This is a genomic window from Winogradskya consettensis, from assembly GCF_018332715.1.
GTDB lineage: Bacteria > Actinomycetota > Actinomycetes > Mycobacteriales > Micromonosporaceae > Actinoplanes > Actinoplanes consettensis.
The window spans coordinates 305,783-318,725 of the sequence record NZ_BOQP01000006.1; the positions used below are offsets into that span (position 1 = coordinate 305,783).

A 12,943-nucleotide genomic window follows, 5' to 3' on the forward strand; every position below is an offset into this window, starting at 1 on the left:
CCCTCAGTAAGGAGTGCCGATGAGTGAGCCGTTCCCCCTGGCGGCCGAGTCCGATCTGAGCCGGCTCGGCGGATTGACCGGCTGGGTCGCGTCCGTGATCGAGTCGCTCGGGGCGCTGGGTGTCGGCCTGCTCGTGGCGCTGGAAAACCTCATCCCGCCGATCCCCAGCGAGATCGTGCTCTCCATGGCCGGCTTCCTGGCCAGCGAGGGCCGGGTCAACCTGGTCCTCGTCACGATCGCCGCGACGGCCGGGTCGGTGATCGGCGCGCTCGCGCTCTACTGGCTGGGTCACGCGCTCGGCGAGGAACGGCTGCGCCGGTGGCTCGACCGGATCCCGCTCGTCGACGCCGACGACCTCAACACCGCTGACCGCTGGTTCGAGAAGCACGAGAAGTCGGCGGTGCTGTTCGGGCGGATGGCTCCCGTGGTCCGCAGCCTGGTGTCGATCCCCGCCGGGGCCAACCACATGAACCTCGGACTCTTCACGCTCTTCACCACGATCGGCAGCGCCGTCTGGAACACGCTGTTCGTCGGCGCCGGATACGCGCTCGGCTCCCGCTGGCAGGACGTCGAGAGGTACAGCCACTGGTTCGACTACGCGATCTGGGCGTTCTTCATCATCGCGATCGGCAGCTGGGTGACCAAGAAGGTCCGCAAACGCAGGCGCGCGGCCGCGGATCTGTAGAGATCCACGGCCGCACGTCACCCCTTGCGAGAAATGCTCTTCAGAAACCGGCTCAGAAACCGGCGCTGATCCGGGTGAACTCCCAGTCGGCCTGCGCGATGCCGGAGCAGTCGGAGACCACGCCACCGCCGGCGCAGCCACGGTCCCGGTTGACCGACCAGAACGTGAAGCGGGCGAAGTTGTTGGTCTTCGCGTAGTCCCGGATCCGGGTCCAGGTGTCCGTGGTGGTCAGCTCCTGCTGGTCGGAGAGGCCGTTCATGCCGGAGATGCCCATGTGCGAGTACGCCTGCGCGTCGGTGTAGCCGAAGGCCGTCTTGAGCTGGCTCTTGAGCCCCTCGGAGGCGCCGACCGTGGCGGCGTACATGTCGGTGCCGCCGAAGTCGAACGGCATCTGCGCGAAGATGTCGATGTTCGCGCCGAGCGCCTTGGCCTGCGTGATCAGCCGGATGCCGTAGTAGTTCGGGCCGGTCGGCGACGTACCGAAGGTCAGGATCGTCTTCACGTTCGGGTTCTTCTGCTTGACGATCTTCAGGGCGCCGAGGATCCGGTCCTGCACGACGGCGTTCTCGAACTCGTCGGAGTTCTCGATGTCGATGTCGATCGCCTGCAGACCGAAGGCGTCGATCACCTTCTGGTACGCGCCGGCGAGCAGCTCCGGGGTGGCGCAGTTCGGGCCGAGCTTGTTACCGCTCCAGCCGCCGATCGAGGGCACCACGCTGCCACCGGCGGCCTTGATCGCGGCGATGGTGCTGGCGTGCACGCCGCCGGTCAGGCCGCCCTCGCCGTCCCAGACCGGGTTGCAGCCGTTGGCCAGCACGAACGCCATGGTGAACGCCCGGATCCCGGTGGCGTTCATGACGGTCGACGGTGCCGGCGGGTTACCCCAGCCAGGATAGATGTACGGCGCGGCGGCCATCTTCGTGCCGCTCGACGGCGGCGTGGTCGTGGGAGGCGTCGTCGTGGGCGGTGCCGTGGTCGGCGGGGTGGTGCCGCCACCGCAGGCGCCGTTGTCGGTCCAGACGTCCCACTGGCCGCTGTGCGTGGCCGGGCTCTCGTTCTGGGTCCACCACTTCGCCGTGTAGTTGTGGGCGTTCTGCGACGCGGTCTGGCCACCGGTGTAGACGGCACTGGAGTTCCACGCCGTGACGCAGGCGACGGCGGCGTTGGAGGCGGTCATGGGGATGATCGCGGTGGCGGCTGCCGTCGTGGCGACGGCTATTCCGACGAGGAGTTTCCGCTTCAGTTTCATGGGGATGGCTCCGGCTCAGGGAAGGGCGTGGACGTGGGGGGAGACTGCGTTGGCCCAGCCGTTGCCGGCGGTGACGTCCCAGTTGATCGACCAGGTCATCGCGCCGCGCAGACCGGGATAGGTGTGCGGGGGCTTGAACGTGCCGCAGTTGGTGCCGAGTGCCAGACAGTCGAGCGCCTGGTTGACCACGGCCGGCGAGACGTAGCCGCCGCCCGCCGCGCTCGTGGTGGCGGGCAGGCCGATCGCCACCTGGTCGGGGCGCAGGCCGTTCTCCAGCTGGATGCAGGCCAGCGCGACGATGAAGTTGACCGAGCCCTGGCCGTACGCCGCGTTGTTGTCGCAGCCGAGCATCGCGCCGGAGTTGTAGAACTGGGTGTGGACAACGGTGAGGATGTCCTTGATGTCCAGCGCCAGCTTGAAGTAGCCGCCCGCCGGGTTCTGCATGTCGATGGTCTGCGGGGCCATCGTGATGATCAGGTTCGCGCCGGCCTTGGTGCGCAGACTGCGGAGCGCCTGACCCATGTACGTCGGGTTGAGCCCGTTCTCCAGGTCGATGTCGACGCCGTCGAAGCCGTACGTCTGCATCAGTGACCAGACCGAGTTGGCGAAGTTCGTCGCGGCGGTCGCGTCGCCGACCGACACCGAGCCGGTCTCACCGCCGACCGAGAGGATGACCTTCTTGCCGCGCGAGTGCAGCGTGGCCACGTCCGCCTTGAACTGGTCGTTCGTGTAGCCGCCGACGCTGGACGACAGGCCCGGGTCGATGCTGAACGAGACCGCGCCCGGCGTGCCGGTGGCGTTCGCGAAGGCCACCGCGACCAGGTCGTACGTGCTGGGCACCGCGGCGAGCTTGATCTCGTTCGCCGGGTTGTCGAAGTTCTGCCAGTAACCCGTGACGAAGTGCTTGGGCAACGTCCCCGACGAAGGCGGCGTGGTGGTAGGCGGTGTCGTTGTCGGCGGGGTGGTCGTCGGCGGGGTTGTGGTCGGAGGCGTCGTCGTGGGCGGTGCGGTCGGAGGCGTCGTCGTGGGCGGTGCGGTCGTCGGCGGGGTCGTACCGCCGCCTTCGCACGCGCCGTTGTCGGTCCAGACGTCCCACTGGCCGCTGTGCGTGGCCGGGCTCTCGTTCTGGGTCCACCACTTGGCGGTGTAGTTGTGGCTGTTCTGGGCGGCGGCCATGCCACCCGTGTAGACGGCGGTGCTGCTCCACGCGGCGGAACACGCGACGGCGGCGCTCGCCGAGGCCGCCACATAGACAGTCGAACCGGCCGCCGCGAGAACCGCGGCGGCCGTCAGAACTACGGATCGGCGCATGGGGATGGGCCTTCCACGGGGATGAGTGGGGTGGCCCAATTATTAGGAGTGTTAACAGACGCTGTAAAGACATCTGTAAAGTTAAATTTCTTTAAGGTGGCCCGCCAGGTAGTCCCGCCCAGCTGGTCCCGCCAGGTGGCTTCAGCGGCGCAGGATCAATTGCTCCAGCGCCGTCCACGCCGTCGAGGTGACCAGGTAAAGGCCGACGGCGAGCGGCAACCAGGCGATCGCCGCAACACTGAAATACGGCATCCAGCGCAAAAGACCCTGCGGCATCCGCTTCGAGGACCACCAGGCCAGAAACCCGGCCAGGGCCAGCAGCACGAGGAAGATCGGCAGGCCCGCGAGCAGGTGCGCGGTGAGCGGCACGCCGAAGAGCGTTCCGGACACGGACTGCACCTGGTGGTACATCAGCATGAAGAACGGCGCCTGCGCCAGGGCCGGCAGCAGGGCCGCCCACGGGCTGATCCCGTTCGCGCGCTGCAGCGCGAGGCTCTCGGTGGCCAGGGTCATCGGGTTGTCGCGGTGCTTCTCGCGCAGCACGGCGAGCTCGGGGGCGAGGGCGGCGCTGCGCTTGGCGGCGCGTGCCTGCAGATAGGAGAGCGGGCTGATCAGGAGGCGTACGGCCATGGTGAGAACGACGATGGCCAGCGCGGGAGTCAGGACAGCAGCAAACACGGTGGGGTCATCCCTACGATCCGGAGAAACGGGCTTATGACAGCGCGATTACCGGAAACGGGGACGGGGCTCGAGGACGCGGCCGACCGGCGGCGTCCGGGTCGAGGGACCGGGGCAGGTGCTGAATCTCGGCGCCGACGGCGCGGACCCGCCGCACGAGCAGGGGCCGGGGCGTGGTCATTCCCGCGACGGCCAGGGCCACCAGCAGGGCGACGGCCACCGCGGCAAGGCCCATCAGGAGCTGGGGGCTTTGCAGGCCGGGGCCAGGGCTCTGCAGAGCGACAAACGCCCAGAACCCCAGCAGCACCATGCGATGAACGGTACGCCTGAGGAGCAACACTCGTTTTCCGCAGAACACCGGGGGGTACGTTGCGGCGCATGGCGACTTCGGAGAGTTCAGCAGGTGCGACGACCATCTCCGAGGAGATGCGGGGCGAGGCCGAGTCACAGGGTCTGCTGACCCTCGGCGTCGAGGAGGAATACCTGCTCGTCGACGCGGTGGAACCCCGCGCGGTCGAGGCCGTCGAGGAGGTTTTCGACCTCGTCCCCGACGACCTGCGCGAGTCGGTGCAGCACGAGTTCCAGCGCAGTCAGATCGAGACCGCGAGCCCGCCCCAGCTGGAGCTGAGCGGGCTCTACAACGCGTTGCAGCGCCAGCGCGCCGGCATCGCCTCAGCCGCGGAGGCAGCTGGAGTCCGGCTCGTCGCGGTCGGTGCTGCCCCGGCCATCGGGCCGAACACACGCGTGGTCGACAAACCTCGCTACCACCGGATGCGCGAACGCTTCGGCGACCTCGCCCCCGGCGCCGGGCTCTGCGGCATGCACGTGCACGTCAGCATCCCGGACTCCGAGACCGGCGTGCAGATCCTCAACCATCTGCGCCCCTGGCTGCCGATCTTCCAGGCCGCGACCGCGAACTCCCCGCTCGCCGGCGGCCACGACACCGGCTACTCGAGCTGGCGGTCGGTGATGTGGGAGCGCTGGCCCACCGTCGGCCCGGCGCCCTACCTGCAGTCGTTCGAGCACTACGAGACGCTGGTCGCCGATCTCGAGGCGAGCGGCGCGATGCTCGACGAGGGCATGCTCTATTGGTACGCACGCCTCGCCGCCCGCTACCCCACCGTCGAGATCCGCATGGGCGACGTCTGCCCCTCCCTCGATGACACGGTGCTCCTCGCGGCCCTCGCACGGGCACTGGTGTCGACGCTGCTGAACGACGTACTCGACGGGAAGCCCGCGCCCGACGTGCCGCACCCGTTGCTGGTCGCGGCGCACTGGCGGGCGGCGAAGGACGGCCTGGAGGGTCTCAACATCGACATGGCGACCCGCGAACCAAGGCCCGCGTGGCGGCTCATGCGCCAGCTCTTCGATTACGTGCGCCCCGAGCTCGACCGCCACGGCGACCTGGAGATGGCGACGATCCTGATGGGCCGGCTGCGCTCGCACGGCACCGGCGCCGCCCGGCAGCGCGCGATCCTGTCCCAGCAGGGCACCGTCGCGGACGTCGTCGACTGGCTCGCCCGGACCACCGCCGGTGCGGCCCCGCGGTGAAACTCGTCGTGATCGGCGCGGACGCCGCGGGGATGTCCGCCGCCTCGCAGGCCCGCAAACGCAGGACTCCGGACAAGCTGGAGATCGTGGCGTTCGAGCGGGGGAACTTCACGTCGTACTCCGCGTGCGGGATCCCCTACTGGATCAGCGGGGTGGTGTCGGATCGCGACGCTCTCGTCGCGCGGACGCCGGCTGAGTTCGAGAAGGCCGGGGTGCGCGTACGGATGCGGCACGAGGTCGTGGCCATCGACCTGGACCGGCGCGAGGTGGTCGCCCGGGACCTGGAAGGTGGGGGCGAGATCCGCGAGGGCTTCGACGAGCTCATGTACGCCGCCGGCGCCGTCCCCGTCACGCCCGACTGGGCCCGCGTCGACGGTGGTGGCGTGTTCGGGGTCCAGACCCTCGACGACGGCAGCGCGATCAAGGTGTGGCTGGAGAGCGACCCGAAACCGCAGCGCGCGGTCGTGATCGGTGGCGGCTACATCGGCGTCGAGATGGCCGAGGCGATGATCAAGCACGGTCTCGACGTCACGCTGCTGGAGAAGTCGTCGCAGCCGATGTCCACGGTCGATCTCGATATGGGCGAGCGCGTCCGCGCGGCGATCGACGGCCTGGGGATCACGGTCCGCACCGGCGCGCACGTGCAGGGCATCGAGACTTCCCAGGGACGGGTACGAGCGGTGGTCACCGCGGACGGCACGGTTCCGGCCGACATCGTGGTGCTGGGTCTGGGCGTACGCCCGAACACCGCCCTCGCCGTCGAGTCCGGCATCCCCGTCGGCGTGACCGGCGGTCTTCGCACCGACCTGCGGATGCGCGTGGTCGGACCGGAGGGCCACGTCGAGGGTCTCTGGGCCGCCGGGGACTGCGTGCAGACGACGCACCGGATCAGCGGCCAGCCGATGCACGCGCCGCTCGGCACCCACGCCAACAAGCAGGGGCGGGTCGCGGGCATCAACATCGGCGGCGGTTACGCCACGTTCCCCGGCGTGATCGGCACCGCGGTGACGAAGGTGTGCGACCTGGAGGTGGCGCGGACCGGGCTCAGCTCGAAGGAGGCGACCCGGGCCGGCTTCGAGTACGTCACGGCCACGGTGGAGTCGACCAGCCGGGCGGGGTACTACCCGGGTGCCGAGACGATGACGGTCAAGATGATCGCGGAGCGGCGTACCGGGCGGTTGCTCGGCGCGCAGATCGTCGGTCGCGAAGAGGCCGCGAAGCGGATCGATGCGCTCGCGATCGCGGTCTGGAACGAGATGACGGTCGAGGAAATGACCGCCCTCGATCTGAGTTACGCACCGCCGTTTGCCCCGGTGTGGGATCCGGTTCTCATCGCAGCACGGAAAGCGACGGACGCCCTACTCGCCGCCGACCAGGGATAACTACCAAAGGTGAGCTTTAGGTCACGATTTCGGTATCGTCTTTGATCATGCGGCACGGTATCCATGACGAATGCCGCCGCAACCCCCCAAACGTACGGCGACCGGAAACGCGCCGCGCCACGCGGCCGTTCCGGCCCCGCGCGCCCATGTCAGCGGCGCCCTTACCAGTGGCACCGGGGGCTTCCCCCACGTCGAAGTCCTGGAGGGTGAGACCACCCTCGGCCGCCACCGCCGCCCGGAGTCGCTAGCCGACCCGACCACCCTGCGACCCGCACCGACGCAACGCGTCGCGGGCGGTCGCCGCACGTCCCTGGACCTGACGCCCCGGTCCACCACCGGCACGCCCCGCCTTTCCACCGGCCAACTTCCCACCGGCCCACTTCCCACCGGCCCACTTCCCACCGGCCGGTCTTCCACCGGCCCGAAGAACCGCGCACCCCGCGGCCGCCACTACAAACCGGCCGAGGAACGCGCCATCACGGTGCGCCCACTGGCAGTGACGCGCTCCGGGTCCGGGCCCGCCATCGGCTCCCACCGCGCACCCGGCACGCTGCCCATCGAGTCCTGGTTGCTCATCGGCCGGCACCGGCAGCAGGCCCTGCTCGCCGCCCTGGTCGCGGTCGGCATCATGCTGATCGTCTTCCCGATGCAGCAGCGCGACACGGACACCCAGGTCGACACGATCACCGCCGGCCAGGCCGTCACCACGACCGCCAAGCCGAAACCGGCCGTCTCGTCCTCGGCGCCGCGAGGTGCGGCACCGGCCGCAGCCCAGCCGGCAACCTCGGAGGCGGCGGCCCCGGCTCCGTCGGCACCCCCCGGATCCGCCCCCGCGGCCGCTGTCCCTTCCGCGCGGCCGGCTTCCGCGCCGCCGACCGTCACGCCGGCGATCCTGGTCCCGGCCGGCACCGGCCCCGGCCAGTCCCTGCGCACCACCGGCACCGACACGGTGGCGCTGACCTTCGACGACGGTCCAGACCCGGTCCAGACCCCGAAAATCCTCGCCCTGCTCGACAAATACCGGGTCAAGGCCACGTTCTGCCTGGTCGGCTCGCAGGTTGCCCGGCACCCCGAGATCGTCCGCGACATCGTCGCCGCCGGTCACACCCTGTGCAACCACACCTGGGACCACAGCCTGACCATCGGCAAGCAGAAACCGGCCGCGATCCAGAAGGATCTGCTCCGCACCAACGAGGCCATCCGCGCCGCGGTTCCCGGCGCGGAAATTCCGTTCTTCCGGGCCCCGGGCGGCAACTTCAGCGACACCCTCGTCCAGACGGCCTACACCGACGGAATGGTCTCGCTCTACTGGCAGGTCGACCCGAGCGACTGGGACCATCCCGACAAGGAATCGGTCACCCAGCACATCTCCAAGGTCACCAAGAACATCCAGGAGAACACGAAGCCCGGCTCGATCATCCTGTCCCACGACTTCAACCAGCCGGACACGATCAAGGCCTACGAAACCCTGGTCCCCTGGCTTCAGGAACGCTTCACCCTGGGCCTGCCGACAATCCCGCCGGTCGCTTCGGCTCCGGCCACGTCGCCGTCGGCCTCAGCACCGCCGCTCTAACGACCCTTCCGGACTTTTTGGCAGGTCGCACACCAGTAAAGGTTGCGGCCTGCCATTTCTTTTCGCAGGATCGGCGACTCGCAGACCAGGCAGGGCTGCCCCGGTCGCCGATACACATAGACCTCACCACCGTGCCGGTCGACGCGCGGAGCCCGCCGCATGGTCTCCGGAGTATGTGCGGTGTGGACGGTGTCGATCCGCCCCCGCACGACCCCCTCCTTCATCAGGGCCCGCAGGTCGTCCCAGATGTCCACCCACTGCGCCGCGTCGATCGCCCGCGCCGGCGTGGTCGGCGCCAGCCCCGCCCGGAACAACACCTCAGTCGCATAGATCAGCCCGCACCCGGCCACAACGGTCTGGTCGAGCAGCAGCGCAAAAAGGGCCTTGGAAGACGACCCCACCTTTCGGTACGCCGTGAGCGCATCAGCGTCATCCCGAAGCGGATCCTGCCCCAACCGCAGCCGGACAGCGTCGACCTCCACCGGCGAAAGCACCTCGCAAGCGGTCGGCCCCCGTAACTCCAGCCAATGCGCATCCCCGCTCATCCGCATCCGCAACTGCCCCACGGGCGCCGGAGCGGGCAGTTCCCCATCGGCGAACTTGCCATAGAGTCCGAGATGGATATGCAGGCTCAACTCACCCGCAAAATGGTGAAACAAATGCTTCCCATAAGCCTCGGTATCTTCCAGCCGGCGCCCGCTGATCAACGTGGCCCCATCGGCGAACCGCCCCTGCGGACTGTCGACATCCACAATCTGCCCGGCGAACAACTCCCGATGACGAGCCGCAAGCCGATGAATCGTATGTCCCTCTGGCACAACACCAGACGTTAGCGCGGGGATCCCGCACACGACGAAGGGGCGAGGACCACAACACTGGGGTCCTCACCCCTTCGTAATACAGGCGGCATCGGTGTGGATGCGCCTTGTCCATCAGCCCAGGTCAGCTACCGAGGCTGGAGTACAGGCTGTCCGGGGCCTCGGTGATCTCGGTCGCGGCCGGGCGCTTGGCGTCGACCTCGGTGCCGTAGTCGGTGTAGAGAACCTCAAGAGGCTGGGCCTGCTGGCCGCCGACGGCCGGGAGCTGGATCGTCAGCGCCGAGAGACGGCCCTGGTCGTCGAGACCCGCGGTGAACGGCACGTTCTGGGCCTGGCTACCCCAGGCGGTGATCATCTTCTGGTCGACACCGGCGACGCCCGCGGCCTTGGTCAGGTCGAGCGTGCCCGCAAAGCTGCCGGACCCGGTCTGGCGCACGTCGGTCGTCGAGGTCAGCAGCTGCGAGGTGTTGGCCGGGTCGATCTGCCCGGGCCGAAGACCGATGTTGGCGCCCTCGGGCAGCCGCGACACGTCGAGGTGGGTCCACGTGCCGGCCTTCGTCACACCCGGCACCTGCACGTAGAGATCCTTGTCGACCAGAAGCGTCTTGACCTCGATCTGCGTGTTGGGCCCGGTAGCCGTCAGCGTGGCCGTGCCCACCCCGTTGGGCGAGTCCAGCAGCCCGTCGACCTTGAAGCCCGAACCGGACGTCATGGTCAGCTTGAAGCTGCTCGTCCCGAGCTTCGCGGTGGCCGCGGCGAGCGCAGCGGCAGCCGCGGGATCAGCGGCACCGGCACTCGCGGACGCACCAGGCACCCCTGCCGAAGCGGTGGCTCCCGCCGAAGCGCCGGCCCCGGGCGTCGTGCTGCCGTCGGCGGAACAACCGCCCGCCGCAAACGCAACCGCGGCCATCGAAGCAAGCCCGAGCCCAGCCAGTCGTGGCGTCCGCATGTCGGTCCTTCCCTGCCAGCCGTCCGCCGGAATGGCAACGGTTCACCCCAGGAATGCCCGATCTCATCGATCCGCAAACAGCGCCCACATCGGACACTCATTCCCACCCGCCGTAGTCGACTCCTCACCACATCGGGCGGCCCAAGTCTTCCAATAGGTGCTGAATGGCAAAACCCCGCAGGAAAAGCGGATTGGCCGCGCAACGCAGAACAATCCGCCAGAGCGACCACCCCTATGCCCAAGCCGCTCCCACCCAGCGCAACACGCCGGCACGCTGGCACGGGCTCAGGGCCCGGCGGCACGCCGACACGGGCTCACGGCCTGACGGCCGGCCGACACGGGCTCACGGCCTGACGGCCTGCCCACGCCGGCCCACGCCGGCCCACGCCGCGAGGGTGGCACCCACTCCCCTGCCCATCGGATGCGGCAGGGGAATGGGGTGGTGGTCAGGCGTTCAGGATGCCGGAGAGCGAGCTCGGCATTTCCTGGACCTGGGCCGCGGACGGGGCCTCGACGGAGACCTTGGTGCCGAAGTCGTGGTACTTCGTGGTCATTTTGCCGGCGCCGGAGCCGAGACTGCTCATGTCGCCCGTGAGCTCGGTGAGGCGGCCCTCGCTGTCCTTCGTCGCGGTGAAGGGGAGCTTGGTGGCCTTGTCGCCGAGGGCCTCCATGCCCTTGCTGTAGCGCGGGGACTTGGTCAGGTCGAGGGTGCCCTTGAAGCCGGTGTCGCCGACCCGCTCGACCTGGGTGACGGCGTCGAGGAGGGCCTTGGTGCCGGCCGGGTCCTCCTTGGAGTTGAAGTTGAAGCTGTTGCCCTCACCGAGCTTGGTGGCGTCGATGTGCATCCAGGGCTTGCTGCTGTCGGCGCCCAGGGTCTTGCCGAGGTTGCCGTCGATCTTCATGTAGATGTCGTTGCCGATCTTGCGCATGACCATCTTGGAGTCCGAGCTGAGCGCGCCCATGTTGATGGTGGTCTCGGCGTCGCCGGTGCGGCCGTCGGCCACGCCGGTCATGCTCATCGCGCCGGACATGTCCATGTCGATCTTCATGGTGTCGGTGCTGAGCTTCTTGGCGGCGGCGGCCAGGTCGAGCTCGGGGGTGAGCTGCTCGGCCGCTGCCTCCTTGCCCGTGACGCTGGTACCTGTGCTGCCGGTGGACGTGGCGCTCTCGGGACCGCAGCCGGCCAGACCGAGTGAGGCCGTGCCCAGTGCGGCGACCAGAGCCAGGCCTGCGATGACCGGCCGTCGATTCCTCATGGAGATCCTCCCCGTTGTCCTCTATGTCGGCGCCCACCGTAGCGAAGCCCTGCGACATTTTCGGCCCCGTTTCATCGACCGCCACCACCTTCGAAACCGATCTATGCCCTGGTGGCACCGCCTTGGTGCCAATGCTGGTGGTGTTCTGCTTCACTCGATCGGTGGGCGCGATGGTCACGGAAGGCTACGGGCGGTTACGAAGAGGCGAAGTTATCCACACCGGGTTGGCAGGCGGGGCGGCCCAGACGGCATGATTGCCCGGTCAGCCGCACACGCGTACCAACCGGGAGGCCACCTTGAGATTTGAGGTCAGCAAGGTCCTCGACGCCATCGAGGGCCGTCTCACCACGGACCCCGCCCTCGCCCGCGCCGTGATCGACCTGTCCGAGATCGTGCGCTATGCCGATCTCGACGGTGGTCGCCCGGCCAGCTTGCTCCGGCTCGGCCTGGTCATTGACGCCCTCGGCCGCCATGTCGCCGAGGAGAACGTCCCGGTCTACGCCGTGGTGCCGCGCGGCCTGCTCTCCGACGCCGACCTCACCTCCAACGAGCGCATGGTCGTCCGCCGCTGGGCGGACGACGGCGTGGTGGAGGTCGTGCCGCAGCTCGACGACCGGGTGCTGGAGGTGGCCGAGCTGCTCGGGCTGCCGGTCCTCACGCGCACCCGGGCCGAGCAGTTCCGCGATCGCCGCCCCTGGGTCGAGGATCCGGGCCGGCTGCTCGCCGCCGTTCCCGGCGCGGGTGGTCCGGTGCTGGTCGCGCGGGTCGGGCGCGGTGAGATCCCGGCGGTCGCCGAGCCGTCCCCGATGGGCCGCAAGCTGCTCTCCCGGGTGTGGGGCTGCCCCGACACCAACTGTGGCGCCTACGGCCAGGGCGGCGACCCCGACAGCCCCTTCGCCGATATGCGCAAGACGACCAGCCCGGTCTCCCAGCCGCCGCCGTCGCTGCGGGCGGGCGTGCCGACCTGCCCCAGGCACGGGGCACGGTTGCGCGACGCGGGTCCGCGCCCGGCTGTCGAGGTGCTCTCGGTGCGCATCGACGGCGTGGTCCGTAAACGCTTCGTGGTCTCGACCGAGACTCCGGTGGTGGTCGGTCGCGCTCCCGAGGGCGGCGTGATGCTCGGCCAGTGGCTGACCGATGACGCGCGTAAGTGGATCAGCCGGGGGCATGTCCGGTTCGCGCTGCGCAGCGGCGAGCTGAGCGCCCAGGACGTGAGCACCAACGGCACGGGGATCCGGCCCAACGGTTCACTGGAGGACGACGACCGGATCACTCTCGGCCGCGACGAGATGCGGGCTCTGGGTCCCAACGACATGGTCGAGCTGTATGCGCAGGTGCACGTGGGCCGGGCCAAGCTGTGGAACAACGGCGGCGTCACCCAGCCCCACTCGGTGATGGGCGAGGCGCCGACCATGGCGATGCGGAAGTTTAACCCGTAGGAGACCTGGGACGAAGCAGGCTCCCGAGCAGATGCCCGGGAGCCTGTTCACA

12 protein-coding genes are annotated in these 12,943 nt (G+C 69.1%); 5 read left to right on the forward strand and 7 right to left on the reverse strand.

Annotated elements, in window-relative coordinates; genetic code table 11:
* Positions 1-19: 19 nt before the first annotated feature.
* Complete coding sequence (locus tag Aco04nite_RS07165; RefSeq protein WP_212996366.1) at positions 20-685, forward strand: DedA family protein; 666 nt, start codon at positions 20-22, stop codon at positions 683-685.
* Between the two features lie 52 nt (positions 686-737).
* On the opposite strand, the gene Aco04nite_RS07170 is transcribed toward Aco04nite_RS07165, so the two are convergent.
* From Aco04nite_RS07170 to Aco04nite_RS07185, 4 genes are all read right to left on the reverse strand, one after another.
* Complete coding sequence (locus Aco04nite_RS07170; protein ID WP_212996367.1) at positions 738-1,934, reverse strand: glycosyl hydrolase family 18 protein; 1,197 nt, start codon at positions 1,932-1,934, stop codon at positions 738-740.
* 15 nt (positions 1,935-1,949) lie between these two features.
* A complete protein-coding gene (locus Aco04nite_RS07175) occupies positions 1,950-3,245 on the reverse strand; it encodes a chitinase (RefSeq protein ID WP_212996368.1) in 1,296 nt (431 codons plus the stop codon).
* A gap of 141 nt (positions 3,246-3,386) precedes the next feature.
* Positions 3,387-3,923 carry a YidC/Oxa1 family membrane protein insertase gene (locus tag Aco04nite_RS07180; protein ID WP_244875794.1) on the reverse strand — a complete coding sequence of 179 codons (537 nt, stop codon included), beginning with the start codon at positions 3,921-3,923 and terminating at the stop codon, positions 3,387-3,389.
* 34 nt (positions 3,924-3,957) lie between these two features.
* Positions 3,958-4,233, reverse strand: a complete 276-nt coding sequence (locus Aco04nite_RS07185; RefSeq protein ID WP_212996369.1) for a DUF6412 domain-containing protein — start codon at positions 4,231-4,233, stop codon at positions 3,958-3,960.
* Positions 4,234-4,301: 68 nt separating this feature from the next.
* On the opposite strand from Aco04nite_RS07185, the gene Aco04nite_RS07190 reads away from it, so the two are divergent.
* The 3 genes from Aco04nite_RS07190 to Aco04nite_RS48650 all read left to right on the forward strand — a co-directional run bounded on the left by Aco04nite_RS07190 (position 4,302) and on the right by Aco04nite_RS48650 (position 8,429).
* Entirely contained in the window at positions 4,302-5,474 is a 1,173-nt protein-coding gene (locus Aco04nite_RS07190; protein WP_212996370.1) for a carboxylate-amine ligase, read from the forward strand.
* Positions 5,471-6,856, forward strand: a complete 1,386-nt coding sequence (locus Aco04nite_RS07195; RefSeq protein ID WP_212996371.1) for an FAD-dependent oxidoreductase — start codon at positions 5,471-5,473, stop codon at positions 6,854-6,856. Before Aco04nite_RS07190 ends, Aco04nite_RS07195 begins: the two co-directional genes overlap by 4 nt.
* Before the next feature lie 70 nt (positions 6,857-6,926).
* Positions 6,927-8,429, forward strand: coding sequence for a polysaccharide deacetylase family protein (locus tag Aco04nite_RS48650; protein ID WP_244875795.1), 1,503 nt, complete (start codon positions 6,927-6,929; stop codon positions 8,427-8,429).
* On the opposite strand, the gene Aco04nite_RS07205 is transcribed toward Aco04nite_RS48650, so the two are convergent.
* From Aco04nite_RS07205 to Aco04nite_RS07215, 3 genes are all read right to left on the reverse strand, one after another.
* Positions 8,426-9,247 (reverse strand): Fpg/Nei family DNA glycosylase, encoded by an 822-nt coding sequence (locus Aco04nite_RS07205; protein ID WP_212996372.1) that lies wholly within the window; start codon positions 9,245-9,247, stop codon positions 8,426-8,428. The genes Aco04nite_RS48650 and Aco04nite_RS07205 overlap by 4 nt on opposite strands.
* A 124-nt stretch (positions 9,248-9,371) precedes the next feature.
* Entirely contained in the window at positions 9,372-10,196 is an 825-nt protein-coding gene (locus tag Aco04nite_RS07210; RefSeq protein WP_212996373.1) for a hypothetical protein, read from the reverse strand.
* A 446-nt stretch (positions 10,197-10,642) separates the two neighbouring features.
* Positions 10,643-11,452, reverse strand: coding sequence for a hypothetical protein (locus Aco04nite_RS07215; protein ID WP_212996374.1), 810 nt, complete (start codon positions 11,450-11,452; stop codon positions 10,643-10,645).
* 296 nt (positions 11,453-11,748) lie between these two features.
* On the opposite strand from Aco04nite_RS07215, the gene Aco04nite_RS07220 reads away from it, so the two are divergent.
* Positions 11,749-12,891, forward strand: a complete 1,143-nt coding sequence (locus tag Aco04nite_RS07220; RefSeq protein WP_212996375.1) for an FHA domain-containing protein — start codon at positions 11,749-11,751, stop codon at positions 12,889-12,891.
* Positions 12,892-12,943: the final 52 nt, after the last annotated feature.